Origin of the sequence: Janthinobacterium lyxosi, from assembly GCF_051380665.1 — a bacterium.
Taxonomy (GTDB): Bacteria; Pseudomonadota; Gammaproteobacteria; order Burkholderiales; family Burkholderiaceae_D; genus Janthinobacterium.
The window spans coordinates 26,995-47,257 of record NZ_JBNYXM010000029.1; the positions used below are offsets into that span (position 1 = coordinate 26,995).

Sequence of the window (20,263 nt, forward strand, 5' to 3'; positions counted from 1 at the left end):
TATTGCGACGCAGCATCTTAATCGGCCCGGTTGGTGCAACGCCGCACTTTTTCCGTGAAAAAGCGCTGCCGGGGGTGGTCGTGAAAAGGCCTTTGCGGGTACACTTGCGCTGTTTTCATTTTTGGCGCCAGCGCCAGCACATCACGATAACCCAACATCCGGCTGAGAGCGCGCATGATCAATGTCTTTGTATTACAGAATGGCCGGCTCAACCAGGTGCCGATCGACAGCCGCGCAGACCTCGAAAATGCCGAACCGGTGTGGGTCGACCTGACCGACCCTACCGATGATGAACGGGCCTGGGTCAAGGCCATCTACAACGTCACCCTGCCGGGCGAAGACGAAGTCAAGGATATTGAAGCGTCGGCCCGCTATTACGAAGCGGAAAACGGCGACTTGCACCTGCGCACGGATTTCTTGCGCGAAGAAGACGATGGTCCCTCGCGCGTCATCACCGTGGCCTTCATTCTGGCCCGCAAGATTCTGTTTTCCATGCATACGGACGACCTGCCCGTGTTCCGCCTGGTGCGCATGCGCGCCCGCTCGCGGCCAGGCTCGATTGCCGACTACATGGACGTGCTGCTCGACCTGTACGCCACCGATGCCGAATATTCGGCCGACGTGCTCGAAGGCATCTACCAGAACCTGGAAGAAGTCAGCACGCGCGTGCTGCAAAAGGAATTTACCGATGCGCACGCGGCCGAAGCGCTGAATGCCATTGCCCACGAGGAAGATTTGAATGGCCGCATCCGCCGCAACATGATGGATACGCGCCGCGCCGTCAGTTTTTTGATGCGCGGCCGGCTGCTCAATTCCGAGCAGTTCGAGGAAGCGCGGCAGATTTTGCGCGATATCGAATCGCTCGACGGCCATACATCTTTCCTGTTTGACAAGATCAACTTCCTGATGGACGCCACCGTCGGTTTCATCAACATCAACCAGAACAAGATCATCAAGATTTTCTCGGTGGCCAGCGTGGCCTTCCTGCCGCCGACCCTGATCGCCAGCGTGTACGGCATGAACTTCAAGCTGATGCCGGAACTGGAATGGTCGTTCGGCTATCCGTGGGCCTGGGGCCTGATGATCACCAGCGCCATCGCGCCCTTCCTGTACTTCCGCCACCGCGGCTGGCTGAAATAAGCCCTCTTCGCCGGGATGCGTCAGCACCCCGGCGGCGCCACCGGATCTCCCCGGATGTCAAGGCGAGCGCAGCAATTTCAAAAATCAGCGATAATCACTGGTATTGCGTGGTATTGAATTGGTATTTTCGCCTCGACGCTTGCCTGGTGCCCGATTCGCCCCCGTTGGCTGCTTTTTGCAGAAAAGTATCGTCATTGAGACGTTTTCTGCGTGGTAGCGTCCGCCTGTTCCACCTATGATCGTTGCGATGCCCGCCTTGGCCGGCTGGCCGCCGCATTTCCCGTCACCGTTGCCTTCTGGAGAGTCCATGCCTGATACCGCCACCACCCCACCGCGCTTTACCCATTTGATCAGCGACTGCGATGGCGTGCTGATCGACAGCGAAGCTGTGGCCCTGCAGGCGCTGCTGGAATTGCTGGCGCCGCGCCTGCCCAACCTGCCCGAGGGCGTTACCCTGCAAGGCTTGATTGAGCCGCGCCTGGGCCAGCGCCTGGTGCCGCTGATGCAGGATATCTACAAGGAACTGGGCTTGCCGCAATTGCCGGCCGATGACATCATGGCCATCGGCAATGCCGTCGATGCGGCCTGCGATGCGCAATTGCGCGCCGTCCCCGGCGTGGCGCAGGCGCTGGCCGCCATTCCCCTGCCCAAGGCCGTGGCCTCGAACAGCGTCAGCGCGCGCGTGCTGTCGGCGCTCGAGCGCACGGGCATGGCGCCGCTGTTCGACCAACGCGTGTTTACGCCAGACCTGGTCGGCCATGCCAAGCCGCATCCGGGCGTCTACCTGGCGGCGGCTGCCGCATTTGGCGTGCCGCCAGGCCAATGCCTGGTGCTGGAAGATAGCGTCACGGGCGTGACGGCCGCCGTGGCGGCAGGCATGACGGTATTGGGATTCATCGGCGGCGGGCATATCGCGCCCGGCCAGGAAGCGCGCCTGAAGGCGGCTGGTGCGCATGTCGTGTTCAACGACATGGCCAGCCTGCCGGCTCTGGTGGTGGCGGTGATGGAGACCGCGACCGTATAGCAGGCTTACGCGAGTTTTGCGAACACTTTGCGCGCAGCGGCGATGGTGGCGTCGATGACGGCATCATCGTGCTGTGCCGAGACGAAGCCCGCCTCGAAGGCGGCTGGCGCAAAGTACACGCCTTCGTCCAGCATGGCGTGGAAGAAGGCGTTGAACTTGCTGCGGTCGCCCGCCATCATTTCTGCATAGCTGGTCGGCGGCGTGGCGCTGAAATAAATGCCAAACATGCCGCCGATGTAGTCGGCGCAGAAAACCACGCCCGCCTCTTTGGCGGCGGCCGTCAAGCCTTCGGCCAGGCGCTTGGCGGTGGCGCCCAACTGCTCGTAGAAGCCTGGCTGCTGGATCAGTTTCAAGGTGGCCATGCCGGCTGCCACGGCGACCGGGTTGCCCGACAGGGTGCCCGCCTGGTAGACGGCGCCCAGCGGCGCCATGTGGTGCATCAGCGCCGCGCTGCCGCCGAAGGCCGCCACCGGCATGCCGCCGCCAATCACCTTGCCCAGTGCGGTGAGATCGGGCTTGATGCCGTACAGCGCCTGCGCGCCGCCCAGGGCCACGCGCAAACCGCACATGACTTCATCGAAAATGAGCAGGGCGCCGTGCTGCGTGCACAGCTCGCGCATCGCCTGCAGGAATTGCGGCGTGGCTTTCACCAGGTTCATGTTGCCGGCCACCGGTTCGACGATCACGCAGGCGATCTCCGCGCCGAAGCTGTCGAAGGCGTCTTTCAGCTGTTCCACGTTGTTATAGTCGAGCACCAGGGTGTGCTTGACGAAGTCTTCCGGCACGCCGGCCGAAGTCGGGTTGCCGAAGGTGAGCAGGCCGCTGCCCGCCTTCACCAGCAGCGAATCGGCGTGACCGTGGTAGCAGCCTTCGAACTTGACGATCTTGTCGCGTCCCGTGGCGCCGCGCGCCAGGCGCAGGGCGCTCATGGTTGCTTCCGTGCCCGACGAGACCAGGCGCACCTGCTCGATCGATGGCACCAGGCGCGTGATTTCCTCGGCCATCAGCACTTCGCCTTCGGTCGGTGCACCGAACGACAGGCCCAGCGCGGCCGCATCCTGCACTGCCTTGACTACTTCGGGGTGGGCGTGGCCGACGATGGCCGGGCCCCACGAGCCGATGTAGTCGATATAGCGCTTGCCGTCCGCATCCCAGAAGTACGGGCCTTCGGCGCGCGTGATGAAGCGCGGCGTGCCACCGACGGAGCGGAAGGCGCGCACGGGCGAGTTGACGCCGCCTGGCGTGGTTTTTTGTGCGCGGGCAAACAGGATGTCGTTCTGTGAAGTCGTCGTCATGATAATCGTGCCTTGAAAGTGGATCGTTGTCTGTGTCGTCTGGTCTGTCTGGTCTACTACAGAATTATTGGCCGCCGCGCTGGCGCTGTTGCTGGAATTGCCGGTTCGGCACCAGCTTGCCCATGCCGTGGCGCTGCGCGTGGGCCAGCGCACCGTTGGTGAATTCCTGCGCCGCCACGACTACCTGCGGCACATCGTCTTCGTTTTCAGCCAGGGCCAGCAGGGCGGTGGCCGCCGCCGACAGGGTGCTGCCGGCGCCGTTGAAGATGCCCGGCAGGTGCTGCCATTGGTCGTGGCGCACCACGCCGTCTTCGCCGAACAGGGTATTGGCGCGCAACTTGCCTTCGGCCGTGCCGGACTTGCTGGCGTCGGCCGGCATGCCGGTGACGAGCACGTATTCGCAGCCCAGGGCTACCAGGTAATCGACATCGTTTTGCAGGGTGTCGTCCGGGTCGGCGTCGCGCCAGGTTTCGGCCAGGCGCTCCAGCTCCACCGGCGAGAGCACCAGCAAGGTCGTTTGCGGGATCAGCAACTGGCGCACGGCCGTGAGGATGTCTTCGTCGTCCATGCCCTGTTCCGGCAGCGCCGAAATGAAGGGATCGAGGATCAGCGGCACGTTCGGATAGTCGGAGACGATTTCGGCGATGGCCGTGACGTTTTCCACGCTGCCCAGGGCGCCGATCTTGATGGCCGAGACGGACATGTCTTCCAGCAGCACGCGCGCCTGGTCGGAAACCCAGTCCGGGTCGACCGCCTGCATGTCTTCCACGCGCGCTGTATCGCTGATCAACAGGCCCGTGGTGACCGACAGGCCATGGCAGCCGAAGGCTGAAAACGTGGCCAGGTCGGCCTGGATGCCGATTGCACCGACCGGATCGGACACGCCGAAGCTTAATATGAGGGGAGAAGTTTGGTTTTGCACGGCGGGTAGATTAAGATACCTAATTCAGCATTTTACTTGATTGAAGGGTGGCAGAACGTGAGTAGCAACGAAACAACGCAGCAATTCCAAACGTGGATGTGTCTAATTTGCGGCTGGGTTTATGATGAAGCGGCCGGTCTGCCCGACGAAGACATCGCTCCCGGCACGCGTTGGGCCGATGTTCCGATGAACTGGACCTGTCCTGAATGCGGTGCGCGCAAGGATGATTTCGAGATGGTGGCGCTTTAATTCATCCAGATCCGTGGGATGGTGCTGCCAGCACGCTGGTATCGCGGCAGCCTGTGCTATGGTATGAAAGATTGTCGAATAATCACATGACGCGTCCCTTCCTGCCCGAGGCACCGTCCGATGCCGTGTACGCCAGCGCCACGATACTCGTCATCGACGACAGCGCGACGATACGCAGCGCGGCCGCGAAGATACTGGGCGAGGCAGGTTATCGCGTAGTGGTGGCGGAAAATGGCTTCGAGGCCCTGGCCAAGATCGCCGATTGCCAGCCGGCGCTGATCGTGTGTGACATTGTGATGCCGCGCCTGGACGGCTACCGTACCTGTGCGCTGATCAAGGCCAGTGCGGCCTTTCATGCCACGCCGGTGCTGATGCTGTCGTCGAAGGAAGGTTTGTTCGACCGCGCGCGCGGCGCCATGGCAGGCGCCAGCGCCTGCCTGGTCAAGCCGCTGGCGCGCGAGGCACTGCTGGAGGCCGTGCGGCTGCACCTGGCCAGGCATTTTGAGTAAGTGGTTTATTGATTGACAACGCAGCAAGGAAGCAGATGGCCATACACACAATTCTGATCGTCGATGACTCGCCGACAGAACGCTATTACCTGAGCGAGATACTGGTGCGTGCCGGTTATGCCGTCGTCACGGCGCAGGACGGTGCCGACGCGTTGGCGCAACTGAAGCACTCCAAGCCCGACCTGATCTTGATGGATGTGGTGATGCCCGGTGCGAATGGCTTCCAGATCACGCGCGCGATTGCGCGCGATCCCGAACTGCAGGACGTGCCGGTGATTATCTGCTCCAGCAAGAGCCAGGAAACGGACCGCATCTGGGGCTTGCGCCAGGGCGCGCGCGATTACCTGGTCAAGCCGGTGGTCGAAGCCGAGCTGCTGGCCAAGATCGCTGCGATTTCCTGAGAATGCAAACGATGCCAGGTCACGGCGTTTCCACAGCGGCCTTCCCGCCTGCCGCTGCCGCCATGCCATCCTTCGAGACGGGCGCGCGGCAAGGGCGCTTGCGCCAGTATCAGCTGCAATTGATCGAGCGGATACAGGCCGCGCGCAGCGGCGCGCTGGCGGCGCGCAAGGAACTGGGCGTGATGCTCGGTGGCCGGCCGTGCCTGCTCGACCTGACGCAGCTCGGTGAAATCGTCATTGCCACCGGCGTGCAGATCCAGGGCGTGCCGCTGGTGCAGGACTGGTATCTGGGCCTGGCGGCCATGCGCGGACGCCTGACGGGGGTCGTCGACCTGGCCCGCTACATGGGTGAACCGCCTTGCGCGCCAGGCAATCACTGCCGCATCATCACGTTTTCTCCCCGCCTGGGCATCAATTGCGCCGTGCTGGTCGAGCGCGTATTGGGCTTGCGCCAGCTGCGCACGCTGCAATCCGTGCCCTTGCCGCCTGCACCGCTGCGCGCGGCGCCATCCTGGGCGGCGCAGGCGCTGCGCGACAGCGAAGGGCAGCAGTGGCTGCGCCTGGACCTGGCGCAACTGGCGCAAGCGGAACGCTTCCTCGATGCCGGTTTTGGCGGCCGGGCCGCACACAAGGATATTTGCTGATGGGCGCCCATTCCCCTATCCTGGCCGCCGGCATGCCTGACGCGGAACACGCTGCTGGCGAGCCGGTATCGGCGGCCGACCTGCCGCTGCGCCTGCGCGACGCGCTGGGACGGCGCAAGTCGCTGGCCAAGGCACCGGTCAGCGACTTGAAGCTGCCGCTGATCGGCGATTTGCCGCTACAAAAGCAATTGAGCATCCTGTCGACGGTGATGGCCCTGAGCCTGGCCGCCAGCCTGCTGTTCGTCGGCCTCAACACGCGCAGCGGCAATATCGCCTCGGCGCAGACGCAGCTGGCCAGCGACGCGCTGATGCATTCTCAGCGCATCGGCAAGGCTGCGCCGAATGCCGTGCAGGGCAATCCGGAAGCCTTTCGCCAGCTCGAGGAAAGCCGCAATGAACTGAACCAGGATTTTCGCCTGATGCTGCGCGGCGGGACGTATCACGGGCGCGATATCGGCGAGTCGCGTGCCGGCCTGCTGGCGGCGGTGGCCGACGCGCGCAAGAAGTGGGCCAGCAGCGACCGCGCGGCCAGCACCATCTTGCGCCTGAAAACGGAGCTGGGTGAATTCGACAATACCTTGCAGCAATTGAACGCGTTGTCGCCGGCGCTGCTGGCGCAGACGGAGGAAATCGCGGCGCTCAAGGTACAGCACGGCGGCAACGCGCGCGACCTGGCCGTCATCGGCCGCCTGATGATGCTGAGCCAGCGCATGAGTCGCAGTGCCAGCGAGTTTCTGTCATCGGGCAGCATCAGCTCGGAAACGGCATTTTCGCTGGGGCGCGACACGACGTATTTCCGCACCGCCGTCGAAGGCTTGCTCAATGGCAGCGTGGCGCTGCAATTGGCGCCCACGCGCGACGCCGAATTGCGCGACCGGCTGGTGGCGCTGAAAGCCAGTTTCGACACTTACCAGAAACTGGTCTCGTCGATACTCGACCGGCTGGATAAATTCAGTTCGGCCAAAAGCGCCGAACAGCTGATCTTCAACGAAAACGAAGACCTGCGCCAGCGCTTGACCCTGCTGCAGCAGATGTACCATGTGAACCAGGAAACGCTGGGCATGGCCTTCTGGATGATGGTCGGCGGCGTGTTGCTGACTCTGATCGCGGCGGCCGGCATTGGCCGCGTGCTGCTGCAGGACTCCGTCAACCGCACGCGCGACGCCGAGCGGCGGCGCCAGGAAGCGGAAATCCTGCGCCTGCTGTCGCAGGAAAAGGAAGCGCAGGCCAAGGCCAAGAATGAGCAGAACCAGGCGGCCATCCTGCGCCTGATGAACGAATTGCAGAAGGTCGCCGATGGCGACCTGACGGTGCAGGCCACCGTGTCGGAAGACATCACGGGCGCCATCGCCGATTCCGTCAATTACACGGTGGAGGAATTGCGCGGCCTGGTGGGGCGCGTGACGGCGACGGCCGAGCAGGTCAACCGCGCCTCGACGCAGGCGCAAGGCATCTCCAGCAAGCTCCTGATCGCTTCGCAGCAGCAGTCGCGTGAAATTCAGGGCGTCAGCGCCACCGTGGTCAAAATGGCCAATGCGATTACCGACGTGTCGAAGTCGGCCAGTGTCTCGGCCGACGTGGCGCGTCAGTCGGTGGCGGCGGCGCAGCAGGGGGCGACGGCGGTGGAAAACGCCATCAAGGGCATGCATGAAATCCGCGAGCAGATCCAGGATACTTCCAAGCGCATCAAGCGCCTGGGCGAATCGTCGCAGGAAATCGGTGAAATCACCGAGCTCATTTCCGACATCACCGAGCAGACCAACGTGCTGGCGCTGAACGCCGCCATCCAGGCCGCCTCGGCCGGCGAGGCGGGGCGCGGCTTCTCGGTCGTCGCCGAGGAAGTGCAGCGCCTGGCCGAACGCTCGGCCGCCGCCGCCAAGCAGATCGGCGCGCTGGTGCGCACCATCCAGGCCGACACCCAGGACGCCACCCGCGCGATGGAAAAGTCCACGCAGGGCGTGGTCGAGGGTGCGCACCTGTCCGACGCGGCCGGCGCGGCCTTGAACGATATCAGCCAGGTGTCGAAACACTTGGCTGAACTGATTCAGGGCATCTCGTTTGCCACCGGCACGCAGGCCGGCTCGGCCAGCGGCGTGGCCTTGAATATCCAGCATATCCTGAGCGTGACGGAGCAGACCCAGGACGGCACGCAGCAAACGGCGCAGTCGATCCACAAGTTGTCGATGCTGGCGCAGGAACTGAAAAACTCGGTGTCGCGCTTCCGCGTCGCCGCCTGAACGCCGCGCCATTCCAGGCGCGGCGTGTTGTGCGTACCGATTTTTGCGCTACGATTTCTTTACCGAGGCATGCATGAGCACACCTGATAGTCCACAGCAGTCCAAGCCGTTCGACAGCGAACCTTTGTCGTGGGTGATGGTGGAAATCCGCGAAGCGCTGGGCCGCTCGAAAACGGCCCTGTTCGAAGCGGGTGGCCGCGAGCGCGAGGAACGCGCCACGGCCCTGCAGCATGCACGCTCGCACCTGCACCAGGCGCATGGGGCGCTGGTGATGGTGGACGTGGCCGGTGCCAGCCTGCTGACGGATGGCGCCGAACAGGCACTGACGCGCTTTCGCGACGGTAGCCTGGAATACACGCTGGACCATGCGCAGATCGTCGCCGGGCTGTATCAGGCCCTGATCGAATACCTGGAAGACCTGGTGGCCGGCACGCCGCCGCAGCCGACGCGTTTGTTCCCCTACTACCGCGATCTGCAAGCCATGCTGGGCGCCGAACGCATACACCCGGCCGACCTGTTTTTCCCGCCCCCGGCTATGCTGGAAGGGCATGCCATCGCGCTGGCGGACGCCTCCCTGGTGGCCGACTATCCGGCCTGGCGCGGGCGCTTTGAAAAGTCCTTGCTGCCCTTCCTGAAAGCGCAGGATGATGCGGCGCGGCGCCAGCACGCCAGCGACTTGCACGCCACCTTGACCCTGGTGGCGGACGCGCAGCAAGAAGCGCCGGCGCGTACCTTCTGGTTCGCCATGCAGGCGTTTGCAGGACTGGCGGCCAGCGGCGAGGGCATGGGCACGCTCAACGTCAAGCAGCTGTTCGGTTTGATCAATCTGCAGTTGCGCCGTCTGGCGCAGGGGACGGCCAGCCTGCCCGCATCGATGCTGCGCGACGCCTTGTTCTTCATCGCCGCCGCCGCCGAGCCGACGCCGGAGGCGCGCCAGCTGCGTGCCGCTTTCGCGTTGGACGGGCAGGTACCCGCCGACGTGGAAACGCGGCGCTACGGCCAGGTCGACCAGGATGCCTTGCAAGGCGCGCGCACGGCATTGGCGCAGGCGCGCGCCAGCTGGAGCCGTCTGGCGCAAGCCGACCTCGATCCTGCCTTGGGCGAAGCATTCGAACAGTCCTTGCAGCAGGTGGCGGCGCAGAGCGAGATCCTGAAGCAGCCGGCCCTGGCCAGCCTGCTGCGCGAATGCGCGGTCGTGGCGCGGCAAGCCGTGGCCAGCGGGCGCAGTGCTGCCCTGGAGAACGAAATCGGCATGGCGCTGCTGTTTGCCGACACGGGGCTGGAGCAGGTGCGCCGCCTGCCCGACGATTTCGCCGGCAATGCGGAAACCATCGCCGCGCGCCTGCAGGCACTGCTGGCTGGAGAAGCGCCGCCGCCCGGCACCGCTGGCGAGTTGTCGCGCCAGATCGAACAGGGTCAGACCGTCGCCGCGCTGGCCGAGGACATGAAGACGGGCCTGCGCCAGGTGGAAAAGGTGCTTAACGCGTATTACGCGGATGCCTCGCGGGAAGCTGCTCTCGACGGCGTCGCGCCCGTGCTGGAGCAGTTGCAGCAGCAACTGGCCGGGCTGGGACAGGAAGACGCCAGCGCCGCCGTGCTGCAGGTCGACGCGGCCGTGCAGCAGCTCGCCGGTGGTGACGCCAATGCGGAGGCGCATGCCGAGGCGCTCGACGAGATCGCACAAAATGTCAGTGCGCTGGGCTTTTTTGTCGATATGCTGGGCCGCAACGCGCAAGCGGCCAGCGGGCGTTTCCATTTCGATGCCGCCGCCGGCACCTTCCGCGCCCTGCCATTTGAAAAAGTCGCCGCCGCCGGTGTCGTGCCGGTACCCTTGCTCGACCAGGCTCTGGCGCCCGCCGCGCCTGCCGGCGTGGATGCCGCGCCGGCAGTGAGCGATGTCGATGCGGAGATGCTCGATATTTTTATGGCCGAAGCGCGCGAAGTGCTGGCCTTTATCGACACTACCCTGGCCCTGCCGCGCGAGCAGGCCGCCAGCGGCGACCACCTGGCCATGCTGCGCCGCTCGTTCCATACCCTGAAAGGCAGCAGCCGCATGATCGGCCTGGCGCAGTTTGCCGAAGCGGCCGGCGCCATCGAGCGCGTCATGAATACCTGGCTGGCCGAGGCGCGTCCTGCCAGCGACGATTTGTTCACCCTGCTCAATTACGGCTGGTACCAGCTCAGCGAATGGGTGGCCGAACTGGAAGGCGGCGCAGGACGCGAGCGCGAGGCGGGCATGCTGTTGGCGGCGGCCGAGCGCGTGCGCGAAGGCGGGCCGTTCGAACTGCGCAAGCCGCGCCCGGCCGCTCTGGTGGCCAGCAATGGCAATGTGATCGGCTTTCCGTCCGCCACGGCGCCCGCCGCGCACGAAGCGCCTGACGATCACCTCAAGCATGTCGGCGAACTGCGCATCAGCCTTCCCTTGTACAACATTTACCTGGCCGAGACGGATGAATTGCTGCGCGTGCTGACGCGCGACTTCGGCGAATGGCGCCATGAACAGCGCGCCGTCAGCGTGGAGGCGCTGCAAGCCGTGCATACCCTGGCGGGGACGTCCGGCACGGTCGGCTTCCAGTCCTTGCGCGACCTGGCGCATGCGCTCGAGACGGTGATCGAGACGCTGGTGCCGCCGCTGGCCGGCCTGCGCGCCGAGCAGCACGACGTGCTGGAACAGGCCACGCAGCGCATTGCGCAAATGCTGCAGGCGTTTGCGCTGGGCGACCTGGCGCCATCGCAGCCGGACATGATCGAAGCGCTCAACACTCTGTGGCGCGCATTGACGGCGGCGCCAGGCGAGAGCAAGGAAGAGCGGCTCGACATCCTGTTTGCCGCCGCTTATGCCAGCATCGTCGGCACGCCGGTGCAGCCTGCCGAAGCGCAGACCAACGCCTTGGCCGATATCCCTGCGGCGCAGCTCGAGACCTTGTTCGAGGCGACGTATGCGAGCATCGTCGCCGACGCACTGCAGCCCGCCGCGCTGGCGCCGACGCAGGCACACGACCGCGGCGCCAGCGATGACCTGTTCGACGCCGGCTTCGAACATGCGCCGCCGTTGGAGCATGCGGCGCCGGAAGCGCCGGCGCCGGCCATCATGCCGGCCGATGCTGTCGCGCTGCTGGCGGCGAGCGCCGGCATCAGCGATGAACTCGACCTCGATTTGCTGTCCGTTTTCCTGGAGGAGGGCGCCGACCTGCTGCCGCAGATCGGCGAGGCGCTGCGCAGCTGGCAGCAGCAGCCACACGACAGCGGCCAGGCGCAGATGTTGCTGCGCACTCTGCATACCGTCAAAGGCAGCGCGCGCATGGCCGGCGCCATGCGTCTGGGCCAGCATGCGCATGAAATCGAGACGCATATCGAAAACATGCTGCACGCGGGCACCGCCACGCCGCAGGCCTTCGAGGAATTGCTGGCCCATTACGACCATGCGCTGCACCTGTTCGAGCAGTTGCAGCAACCCTTGCTGCCCTTGCCGGGCATGGAAGATACGCCGGCGGCCGAACCGAAGGCGGCCCTGGTGCGCGTGCGCGCCGATATCCTCGACCGCCTGGTGAACCAGGCCGGCGAAGTGTCGATCACGCGTTCTAAAATGGAAAATGAAGTCGGTGTGCTAGGCGCCTCGTTGTCCGAGTTTTCCGACAACCTGGCGCGCCTGCGGCGCCAGCTGCGCGAAGTCGAAATGCAGGCCGAATCGCAGATCGCCTCGCGCATGGCCGTCGGCAGCGAGCGCGATTTCGATCCGCTTGAATTCGACCGCTTTACGCGCTTGCAGGAACTCACGCGCATGATGGCCGAAAGCGTCAACGACGTGGCCTCCTTCCATGAAAACCTCAGCCACAGCGTCGATGCGGTGACGGACGACCTGGTGCTGCAGGCCCGGCTGACGCGCGAGCTGCAGCGCGACCTGATGCAGATCCGCATGGTGCCGTTTGCCAGCATCGCCGAACGTCTGTTCCGCGTGGCGCGGCAAAGCGCCAAGGAAGTCGACAAGCGCGTCAACCTCGACATCCGCGGCGGTGGCGTGGAAATCGACCGCAGCGTGCTCGAACGCATGGCGGCGCCGTTCGAACACCTGCTGCGCAACGCCATCGTGCATGGCGTCGAGCCGCGTGACGCGCGTCTGGCCGCAGGCAAGAGCGAGACGGGCGAGCTGCTGGTGCAAGTCAGCCAGCAGGGCAATGAAGTGGCGATCGCCTTTTCCGACGATGGCGCCGGGCTGGACCTGGAGCGCATCCGCGCCAAGGCGCACGGCGCCGGCCTGGTGGCGACGGATGCGCCTTTGACCGACGCGCAGGCGGCCGAGTTGATTTTTACGCCCGGTTTTTCCACCGCCGACAGCCTGACGGAACTGGCCGGACGCGGTTTTGGCATGGACATCGTGCGCTCCGAAGCGCTGGCCCTGGGCGGACGCGTGGAAACGCTGACGCAGGCCGGGCTGGGCATGCGCTTCACCATCCACTTGCCGCTGACCCTGGCCGTGACACAAGTGGTGCTGCTGGCGGCGAACGGCAAGACGTATGCCTTGCCATCGGTGCTGGTGGAGCAAGTGCTGCACCTGAAAGGTGAGCAGCTGGAGCAGGTGCGGGCGGCCGGGCGCATCGAGTCGCACGGGCAGTCGCTGGCGCTGCACCACCTGTCGGCCATGCTGGGCGAGACGCCGGCGGCGCAGTCCACGCAGCGTTATGCTCCCGTGCTGTTGTTGCGCAATGGCAATGACAGGCTGGCCTTGCAGGTCGATGACGTGGTGGGCAACCGCGAGGTCGTGGTCAAGCATGTGGGGCCGCAGCTGGCGCGCATGCCGGGCATCGCCGGCGCCACGGTGCTGGGCACGGGCGATATTGTGCTGATCCTCAATCCGGTGGCGCTGGCACAGCACCTGGAACATCATCCGGAACTGCTGTCGCAATATGCGCTGGCCAGCAGCGAGCAGCATGCTGCCTCCAGCGCACTGGCCGTGCCAGCCGTGCGCGTGATGGTGGTCGACGATTCGCTGACGGTGCGCCGCGTGATGCAGCGTTTGTTCGAGCGCGAAGGCTACCAGGTGCTGCTGGCCAAGGATGGCGTCGATGCGCTGGAGCAGCTGCATGCGCTGGAACCGGCTACCATGCCGGCCCTGCTGCTGGTCGACGTGGAGATGCCGCGCATGGACGGTTTTGACTTGACGCGCAATGTGCGCAGCGACGACAAGACGCGTGCCATCCCCGTCATCATGATTACCTCGCGCAACGCCGACAAGCACCGTGCGCACGCATTCGAGCTGGGCGTGAATGCGTATTTCGGCAAGCCGTTCCAGGAAGATGAATTGCTGGCCGAAGTGCGGCGCTTGCAAACGGGGGGTGGTTCCGAAACACCTCGGTAACCATGACAGGCGTGTATCGCCAAACCAGGAAAATAATGAGCCTTCACGCCAAACTGAAAAAACTCGAAGACAAAGCCACGACCAAAGGTGAGCATGCGGTCGCCGCGGCTGCCGCCCATCTGTTGCAGGATATCGGCTCTGTCGACAGGCAAATCAACCTCGTCGGGGCGCTGCACGAAGTGGGCTATCTGCAAAACTCGCTGAAGCCCTACTGGCATGCGTTCAGAGCCGACGAGTCAGCATGGATAGAACGCTGCCTGGCCAGGCTGCTCATTTCCGATCATGACTATTGGGCACTCGCCGCGCTGCTGGGATGCGATGGCCCGGCCACCATCGCCATCGCCATGGCCAAGGGATTCAAATTCGCCGCGACGAGGCTGTATGAGCGGTTTGATAAACCCGATGTCCATGTCGACACCTTGTATTTGGCAGGTGTGGGGAGGGTGCTGCATCCCATATTGGAAGTCGGCTACGACACCAGGGAAATGATCAATGTCGACGTGGGAAGGGCGCGGGCACTGAGTTTAGATAATAAACTGGACAATAAGCTCGACAATCAGCCATGGCAGCCAGGTGAGCCGCTGGGAACGGGCGGACTCTCCCTTTCCATGCAGGCGAAACTTCCGCACGGCGCCTGGCGGTCGGTCTGGACGCAGTTCACGACACCCGATGCCACCTGACGGCAGTGGCGGCGCCCGGCTTTGCTCCCGCCAGCTGCCTTATTTGACCACTTTGACCACTTCATAACGTTCCAGGGTCTGCTTGCGCGCGGCGTCGTGCTGCACCAGCGGTTCCGGATAGTCGCGCCCCAGCACGAGGTTTTTTTGCTCGAGCAGCATGCGCGGCACCAGCCAGGGCGCATGGATTTCCTTGTCGCCCAGCGCCTTCAGTTGCGGCAGGTAGCGGCGGATGAAGCGCCCGTTCGCATCGAATTTTTCCGATTGCGTGATCGGGTTGAAGATGCGGAAGTAGGGTTGTGCGTCGCAGCCGGACGAGGAGGCCCATTGCCAGCCGCCGTTGTTCGAGGCCAGGTCGAAGTCATTCAGGTGCAGCGCGAAATAGGCTTCGCCGCGGCGCCAGTCGATGCCCAGATCCTTGATCAGGAAACAGGCCGTGACCATGCGCAGGCGGTTGTGCATATAGCCCGTCTGGTTCAGCTGCGCCATGGCCGCGTCCACCAGCGGATAGCCGGTGCGCCCCTCGCACCAGGCGGCAAACGCGGCATCGGCTTCGGGTCCCGTTTCCCAGGCGATGGCGTCGTAGGCCGGTTTGAAGGCGCCGCCTTCCACGTGCGGGTTCTGGTACAGAATCATGGCGTAGAAATCGCGCCAGGTCAATTCGGCCAGCCACACGGGTGCGCCATCGCCGCCGCTGCCCCGGTCCATCAGGTCGACCACGGTGCGCACCAGATAGCGCAGCGACACGGTGCCGAAGCGCAGATGCATGGATAGATACGACGGCCCCTTCAGGGAAGGAAAATCGCGCGCCACGTCATAGCGGGCCACGCGCGCCAGGAAATCCTCGAATAGCGTGCTGGCGCCGGACATACCCGTGGGAATGGCCAGTGCGGCCAGGTTGCTCGCTTCGAAACCCAACTCGCCCAGGGTGGGCAGGGGGGGCGGCGTGCCGGCGCGCGGCGGCGCCAGGCTGGCCGCGTGCGGTTCGATAGCGAACGGCGCCAGGCAGCCGGGTTCGGCGCGCATTTTCTTCAGCCAGGCATTCTTGTACGGCGTGTAGACCGTGTACGGCTTGGCCGAGAGCGTCAGCACCTCGTCCTTTTCAAAGATGACCTGGTCCTTGAAACTGAACCACAGGCGCGTCTCGTGCGTGAGCGCGGCAGCTACCCTGGCGTCGCGGGCGATCGCTTGCGGCTCGTAGTCGTGGTTGGCAAACACGGCGTCGGCGTTCAGCTCGGCGGCCAGGCGCGGGATGGCCTCGGCGGCGTCCGCGTGCAGCACGATCAGGTCGCCGCCCAGCTGGCGCAGCTCGTCGGCCAGCTCGGCCACGCTGGCATGGATGAAATCGACCCGCCGGTCGCGGCGCGGCAGCGCTGCCAGGATGGCGGTGTCGTAGACGAAGACACAATGCACGGCCTGGCTCTGGCGCAGGGCGTGATGCAGTGCAGCATGGTCAAATGCGCGCAGATCGCGCCGGAACCACACCAGGGAAGTGTTGATTGTCATTATTTTGCGTGTTCAGGGTCAAAGATAGGCTATTTTTTGCCGCCAACAGGGCTTTATGGCCGCGCGCGTCGTGCCTTTGGCGTCGCTGCGGCGGCAATTCAGTGTAAACTAGCGGGTATGTTCGTGGTGGTTTATGTGCGACAGCGATTGTGCAATCAATTTTACAATTGGCATGGCCATGCGCCCGCAAGCAGGGCGATATTTAATATTGCACAAGTTGCAAAGCGTGCATGGCGTAAGCGCATGGCCAAGCGAATTGATGACGAATTTATAATAAATTTACAACATAACAAGAATAGCGCCTGGCATCACGGTGCGCGCCGCCCAACATTCGCGGCAGCTTGCGCCAGGCGTACGATAGCGGGGTAAGCGAGACTTGCCAGCAAGCCCACAGAGAGAGCATCGCGAATGAAAAAGAGTAAAATCGACCAGACTCTACCAGGGCATCGTTTGATGCAGGGTGTGGGAGAGCCGGCCGCGACCGGTTCCTCCACCTTGAATCTGGCCAACCATTTCCTGATCGCGATGCCGGCCATGCAAGATCCGATCTTTGGCGGCACGGTCGTGTACGTTTGTGAGCATAATGAAAACGGCGTGCTGGGCGTCGTCATCAACAAACCCACCGACATGACCATGGAAGTGCTGTTCGACCGCATCGATCTGAAACTGGCGGCTGGCAGCGACACGCCCATCATCAACGAACCGATCATGTTCGGCGGCCCCGTGCAGGACGACCGCGGCTTCGTGTTGCATACGCCGGGCGCGCGCTATTCCTCGTCGCTGACGGTGACGGATGAAATCGCGTTTACCACCTCGATCGACGTGCTCGAAGCCGTCGCCAAGGGCGATGGTCCCGAGCGCATGCTGGTGTCGATCGGCTATTCGGGCTGGAGCCCGGGTCAGCTGGAAGACGAGATTGGCCGCAATGGCTGGCTGACGGTGGGTGCCTCGGCTGACATCCTGTTCGACTTCCCCATCGAGCAGCGTTACGTGGCGGCCATCAAATTGTTGGGCATCGATCCCCTCATGTTGGCGAGCGAGGCTGGCCACGCATGAGCGGTGACGCCATCGACACCATCCTCGCCTTCGATTTCGGTTTGAAACGCATCGGCGTGGCCATCGGCAATACCATGATTTGCCAGGCCAAGCCGCTCAGCGTGATCACGGCAACGGCGAATGAGCCGAAGTTTGCCGCCATCGATAGCCTGATCAAGGAGTGGGGCGCGAGCCGCATCGTGGTGGGCCTGCCCAGCCATCCGGATGGCACCGAACACGAGATGAGCGCGCGTTGCCGCCGTTTTGCCAACCAGGTGCATGGCCGCTTCAACCTGCCGGTGGAACTGGTCGACGAACGGTATTCCTCGGCCGTCATCGCCGCCCGGCGCGGCGAAGTCATCGACGACCGCGCCGCCGCCATCATCCTGCAACAGTATTTCGACGCGAATTATTAATCTGACCTTAGCCCCCATCCCTGAATGATTAAGAACTCTATGCCGCATCCTACGAATCCTTCCCAACTCGACGCCGAGGCCCTGTACACGGTCTTGCTGCAGCAGGTGCAGAGCGGCCTGACGGGCATCCCCAACGTGGCCATCGTCGGCATCCATTCGGGTGGCGCCTGGCTGGCCGAACGCCTGGCGCGCGACCTGAACCTGCTCGACCGCCTGGGCGTGCTCGATGTGTCGTTCTACCGCGACGACTTCGCCCAGAAGGGCCTGCATGCCGACGTCAAGCCGACGCAAATCAGTTTTGACGTGGCCGGCGCCACCATCCTGCTGGTCGACGACGTGCTGTACACGGGCCGCACCACGCGCGCGGCCATCAATGAATTGTTCGACTATGGCCGTCCGGCCAAGATCATGCTGGCCGCCCTGGTCGACCGCGGCGAGCGCCAACTGCCGGTAGCCGCCGATTTCGTGGCCGCCTTCACTGCCGTGCCGCCTGGTCAGGCCCTGGTCCTGAAGCAAGCCGACGATGGAAAATTCACGCTCACCCTAGATACCCACCATGCTTAATCCGCAACTGAATAAACACGGCGAATTGCAACATCTGCTGACGATTGAAGGCTTGCCGAAGTCTATCGTCAACCACATTCTCGATACCGCTTCCTCGTTTGTCGGCATTTCCGACCGCGATGTGAAAAAGGTCCCGCTGATGCGCGGCAAGAGCGTTTTCAACCTGTTCTTTGAAAACTCCACGCGCACCCGCACCACCTTCGAAATCGCCTCGAAGCGCCTGTCGGCCGATGTCATCAACCTGAACATCCAGGCGTCGTCGGCCAGCAAGGGCGAGTCCCTGCTCGACACCATCGACAACTTGTCGGCCATGCATGCGGACATGTTCGTCGTGCGCCACGCCCAGTCCGGCGCGCCCTACCTGATCGCCAAGCACCTGATCGACACCAAGCAGCCGCACGTCCATGTCGTCAACGCGGGCGACGGACGCCACGCGCACCCGACCCAGGGCTTGCTCGACATGTACACGATCCGCCACTACAAGAAGGATTTCACCAATCTGACGGTGGCCATCGTGGGCGACATCCTGCACAGCCGCGTGGCCCGTTCCGACATCCACGCGCTGACCACCCTGGGCGTGCCGGAAGTGCGCGCCATCGGCCCGCACACCCTGCTGCCGGGCGGCCTGGAACAAATGGGCGTGCGCACCTTCACCAACATGGATGAAGGCCTCAAAGGCGTGGACGTGATCATCATGCTGCGCCTGCAGAATGAACGCATGAGCGGCGCGCTGCTGCCATCGGCGCAGGAGTATTTCAAGAGCTATGGCTTGACGCCCGAGCGCCTGGCGCTGGCGAAACCGGATGCCATCGTCATGCATCCGGGCCCGATGAACCGCGGCGTGGAGATCGATTCGGCCGTGGCCGATGGTCCGCAGGCGGTGATCCTGCCGCAGGTGACGTTCGGTATCGCCGTGCGCATGGCGGTGATGAGTATTTTGGCTGGTAATCAGGGCTGATAGCCCAAGGACGAGTAAGCGAGCATGACGACACTACATATCAAGAACGGCCACCTGATCGACCCTGCCAACGGCATCGATGGCTTGCAAGACCTGTTTATCGCCGACGGCAAAGTGCTGGCCGTGGGCAGCGCCCCGGCCGGCTTTATTGCCGACAGCACCTTTGACGCGGCCGGCCTGGTGGTTTCCCCTGGCCTGGTCGACCTGTCTGCGCGCCTGCGCGAGCCGGGCTACGAATACAAGGCGACCCTGGAATCGGAACTGCAGGCGGCCCTGCAGGGCGGCATCACGAGCCTGGTCTGCCCGCCCGACACCGATCCCGTGCTCGACGAGCCGGGCCTGGTGGAGATGCTGAAATACCGCGCCAAGACGCAGAACAAGGCCCACGTGCACCCGCTGGGCGCGCTGACCATGGGCTTGAAAGGCAAGTCGCTGACGGAAATGGCGGAACTGACGGAAGCGGGCTGCATCGGCTTCGCGCAGGCGGAAGAGCCAATCGAAGACACCATCGTGCTGCTGCGCGCCATGCAGTACGCGAACACCTTCGGCTACACGGTCTGGCTGCGCCCGCAAGATCCGCACATCGGCCGTGGCGGCATCGCCCACAGTGGTCCGCTGGCGTCGCGCCTGGGCCTGTCCGGCGTGCCCGTGATGTCCGAAACTATCGCCCTGCATACGATCTTTGAATTGATGCGCGCCAGCCGCGCGCGCGTGCACCTGTGCCGCATCTCGTCAGCGGCGGGCCTGGAACTGATCCGCGCTGCCAAGGCCGAAGGCTTGCCCGTCACCTGCGACGTGGGCGTGCACCATGTGCACCTGACGGACGCCGATATCGGCTTTTTCGATTCAAACGCGCGCGTCACGCCGCCGTTCCGCAGCCAGCGCGACCGCGATGCGATCCGCGCCGGCCTGTTGGACGGCACGGTGGACGCGATGTGCTCGGACCATACGCCAGTCGACGACGATGAAAAGCTGCTGCCCTTCGGCGAAGCCTCGCCGGGCGCCACGGGCCTGGAACTGCTGCTGTCGCTGGCCCTGAAATGGGCTGACGACTATGCGCTGGCGCAACCGCAAGCCGGTGCCCGTCCGCTGGCGCGCGCCGTGGCCAAGGTTACGTCCGATGCTGCCAGGGTCGCTGGTATTCCGGCCGGCAGCCTGGCCGTGGGCGAAGCGGCCGACATCTGTGTCTTTGATCCGGCCGCGCGCTGGACGGTGTCGTCGTCATCGCTGGCCAGCCAGGGCAAGCACACGCCTTTCCTCGGCTATGAGCTGAGCGGCATCGTCAAGGCGACCATCGTGGCTGGACAGGTGGCGTTTCGGCGTTAAAAAA

General features: G+C 64.1%; 18 protein-coding genes. 14 read left to right on the plus strand and 4 right to left on the minus strand.

The features are described 5' to 3' along the window. Positions 1-17 precede the first annotated feature (17 nt). Positions 18-176, minus strand: a complete 159-nt coding sequence (locus tag ACQ4WP_RS23440) for a hypothetical protein (RefSeq protein ID WP_436524831.1) — start codon at positions 174-176, stop codon at positions 18-20. Here ACQ4WP_RS23440 and corA point away from each other — a divergent pair. Then, the gene (gene corA, locus ACQ4WP_RS23445; protein ID WP_034746658.1) at positions 175-1,140 is read left to right on the plus strand and encodes a magnesium/cobalt transporter CorA; all 966 of its coding nucleotides are present in this window, start codon (positions 175-177) and stop codon (positions 1,138-1,140) included. The two genes, ACQ4WP_RS23440 and corA, sit on opposite strands and share 2 nt — an antisense overlap. Before the next feature lie 307 nt (positions 1,141-1,447). Next, positions 1,448-2,164 (plus strand): HAD family hydrolase, encoded by a 717-nt coding sequence (locus tag ACQ4WP_RS23450; RefSeq protein ID WP_436524833.1) that lies wholly within the window; start codon positions 1,448-1,450, stop codon positions 2,162-2,164. Positions 2,165-2,169: 5 nt separating this feature from the next. On the opposite strand, the gene hemL is transcribed toward ACQ4WP_RS23450, so the two are convergent. Next, positions 2,170-3,459: a glutamate-1-semialdehyde 2,1-aminomutase gene (gene hemL, locus ACQ4WP_RS23455; protein WP_436524835.1), complete on the minus strand. Its 1,290-nt coding sequence runs from the start codon at positions 3,457-3,459 to the stop codon at positions 2,170-2,172. 64 nt (positions 3,460-3,523) lie between these two features. Next, on the minus strand, positions 3,524-4,381 hold the full coding sequence (thiD, locus tag ACQ4WP_RS23460; protein ID WP_436524837.1) for a bifunctional hydroxymethylpyrimidine kinase/phosphomethylpyrimidine kinase: 858 nt from the start codon (positions 4,379-4,381) through the stop codon (positions 3,524-3,526). A 96-nt stretch (positions 4,382-4,477) separates the two neighbouring features. Here thiD and ACQ4WP_RS23465 point away from each other — a divergent pair, with 96 nt between their 5' ends. The 7 genes from ACQ4WP_RS23465 to ACQ4WP_RS23495 all read left to right on the plus strand — a co-directional run bounded on the left by ACQ4WP_RS23465 (position 4,478) and on the right by ACQ4WP_RS23495 (position 14,457). Next, on the plus strand, positions 4,478-4,630 hold the full coding sequence (locus tag ACQ4WP_RS23465) for a rubredoxin (RefSeq protein WP_010401308.1): 153 nt from the start codon (positions 4,478-4,480) through the stop codon (positions 4,628-4,630). Between the two features lie 86 nt (positions 4,631-4,716). Next, positions 4,717-5,139, plus strand: coding sequence for a response regulator (locus ACQ4WP_RS23470; protein ID WP_436524839.1), 423 nt, complete (start codon positions 4,717-4,719; stop codon positions 5,137-5,139). 35 nt (positions 5,140-5,174) lie between these two features. Continuing rightward, on the plus strand, positions 5,175-5,540 hold the full coding sequence (locus ACQ4WP_RS23475) for a response regulator (protein ID WP_436524841.1): 366 nt from the start codon (positions 5,175-5,177) through the stop codon (positions 5,538-5,540). Positions 5,541-5,551: 11 nt separating this feature from the next. Then, positions 5,552-6,184, plus strand: coding sequence for a chemotaxis protein CheW (locus tag ACQ4WP_RS23480; RefSeq protein WP_436524843.1), 633 nt, complete (start codon positions 5,552-5,554; stop codon positions 6,182-6,184). Then, entirely contained in the window at positions 6,184-8,421 is a 2,238-nt protein-coding gene (locus tag ACQ4WP_RS23485) for a methyl-accepting chemotaxis protein (protein WP_436524845.1), read from the plus strand. Before ACQ4WP_RS23480 ends, ACQ4WP_RS23485 begins: the two co-directional genes overlap by 1 nt. Before the next feature lie 73 nt (positions 8,422-8,494). After that, positions 8,495-13,777 (plus strand): hybrid sensor histidine kinase/response regulator, encoded by a 5,283-nt coding sequence (locus tag ACQ4WP_RS23490; protein WP_436524847.1) that lies wholly within the window; start codon positions 8,495-8,497, stop codon positions 13,775-13,777. A 35-nt stretch (positions 13,778-13,812) separates the two neighbouring features. Next, the gene (locus ACQ4WP_RS23495) at positions 13,813-14,457 is read left to right on the plus strand and encodes a hypothetical protein (RefSeq protein WP_436524849.1); all 645 of its coding nucleotides are present in this window, start codon (positions 13,813-13,815) and stop codon (positions 14,455-14,457) included. A gap of 39 nt (positions 14,458-14,496) precedes the next feature. On the opposite strand, the gene ACQ4WP_RS23500 is transcribed toward ACQ4WP_RS23495, so the two are convergent. Beyond that, on the minus strand, positions 14,497-15,960 hold the full coding sequence (locus ACQ4WP_RS23500) for a cryptochrome/photolyase family protein (protein WP_436524851.1): 1,464 nt from the start codon (positions 15,958-15,960) through the stop codon (positions 14,497-14,499). 453 nt (positions 15,961-16,413) lie between these two features. Between ACQ4WP_RS23500 and ACQ4WP_RS23505 the strand changes: the two genes are divergently transcribed. From ACQ4WP_RS23505 to ACQ4WP_RS23525, 5 genes are read left to right on the plus strand one after another with little or no spacing between them, the layout of a single operon-like run. Next, on the plus strand, positions 16,414-17,016 hold the full coding sequence (locus ACQ4WP_RS23505; protein WP_035822086.1) for a YqgE/AlgH family protein: 603 nt from the start codon (positions 16,414-16,416) through the stop codon (positions 17,014-17,016). Continuing rightward, the gene (ruvX, locus tag ACQ4WP_RS23510) at positions 17,013-17,411 is read left to right on the plus strand and encodes a Holliday junction resolvase RuvX (RefSeq protein ID WP_217916667.1); all 399 of its coding nucleotides are present in this window, start codon (positions 17,013-17,015) and stop codon (positions 17,409-17,411) included. Before ACQ4WP_RS23505 ends, ruvX begins: the two co-directional genes overlap by 4 nt. 39 nt (positions 17,412-17,450) lie before the next feature. Then, on the plus strand, positions 17,451-17,975 hold the full coding sequence (gene pyrR, locus ACQ4WP_RS23515; protein WP_436524853.1) for a bifunctional pyr operon transcriptional regulator/uracil phosphoribosyltransferase PyrR: 525 nt from the start codon (positions 17,451-17,453) through the stop codon (positions 17,973-17,975). Then, positions 17,968-18,933, plus strand: a complete 966-nt coding sequence (locus tag ACQ4WP_RS23520) for an aspartate carbamoyltransferase catalytic subunit (protein WP_034746695.1) — start codon at positions 17,968-17,970, stop codon at positions 18,931-18,933. Before pyrR ends, ACQ4WP_RS23520 begins: the two co-directional genes overlap by 8 nt. A 24-nt stretch (positions 18,934-18,957) precedes the next feature. Continuing rightward, entirely contained in the window at positions 18,958-20,259 is a 1,302-nt protein-coding gene (locus ACQ4WP_RS23525) for a dihydroorotase (protein ID WP_436524855.1), read from the plus strand. Positions 20,260-20,263 lie beyond the last annotated feature (4 nt).

Bases quoted from the DNA above. Each gene is read 5' to 3' on its own strand.
- corA (WP_034746658.1), top strand. From the start codon at position 175: ATGATCAATGTCTTTGTATTACAGAATGGCCGGCTCAACCAGGTGCCG.
- ACQ4WP_RS23440 (WP_436524831.1), bottom strand. From the start codon at position 176: ATGCGCGCTCTCAGCCGGATGTTGGGTTATCGTGATGTGCTGGCGCTG.
- ACQ4WP_RS23450 (WP_436524833.1), top strand. From the start codon at position 1,448: ATGCCTGATACCGCCACCACCCCACCGCGCTTTACCCATTTGATCAGC.
- hemL (WP_436524835.1), bottom strand. From the start codon at position 3,459: ATGACGACGACTTCACAGAACGACATCCTGTTTGCCCGCGCACAAAAA.
- ACQ4WP_RS23465 (WP_010401308.1), top strand. From the start codon at position 4,478: ATGTGTCTAATTTGCGGCTGGGTTTATGATGAAGCGGCCGGTCTGCCC.
- ACQ4WP_RS23470 (WP_436524839.1), top strand. From the start codon at position 4,717: ATGACGCGTCCCTTCCTGCCCGAGGCACCGTCCGATGCCGTGTACGCC.
- ACQ4WP_RS23475 (WP_436524841.1), top strand. From the start codon at position 5,175: ATGGCCATACACACAATTCTGATCGTCGATGACTCGCCGACAGAACGC.
- ACQ4WP_RS23480 (WP_436524843.1), top strand. From the start codon at position 5,552: ATGCCAGGTCACGGCGTTTCCACAGCGGCCTTCCCGCCTGCCGCTGCC.
- ACQ4WP_RS23485 (WP_436524845.1), top strand. From the start codon at position 6,184: ATGGGCGCCCATTCCCCTATCCTGGCCGCCGGCATGCCTGACGCGGAA.
- ACQ4WP_RS23490 (WP_436524847.1), top strand. From the start codon at position 8,495: ATGAGCACACCTGATAGTCCACAGCAGTCCAAGCCGTTCGACAGCGAA.
- ACQ4WP_RS23495 (WP_436524849.1), top strand. From the start codon at position 13,813: ATGAGCCTTCACGCCAAACTGAAAAAACTCGAAGACAAAGCCACGACC.
- ACQ4WP_RS23500 (WP_436524851.1), bottom strand. From the start codon at position 15,960: ATGACAATCAACACTTCCCTGGTGTGGTTCCGGCGCGATCTGCGCGCA.
- ACQ4WP_RS23505 (WP_035822086.1), top strand. From the start codon at position 16,414: ATGCAGGGTGTGGGAGAGCCGGCCGCGACCGGTTCCTCCACCTTGAAT.
- ruvX (WP_217916667.1), top strand. From the start codon at position 17,013: ATGAGCGGTGACGCCATCGACACCATCCTCGCCTTCGATTTCGGTTTG.
- pyrR (WP_436524853.1), top strand. From the start codon at position 17,451: ATGCCGCATCCTACGAATCCTTCCCAACTCGACGCCGAGGCCCTGTAC.
- ACQ4WP_RS23520 (WP_034746695.1), top strand. From the start codon at position 17,968: ATGCTTAATCCGCAACTGAATAAACACGGCGAATTGCAACATCTGCTG.
- ACQ4WP_RS23525 (WP_436524855.1), top strand. From the start codon at position 18,958: ATGACGACACTACATATCAAGAACGGCCACCTGATCGACCCTGCCAAC.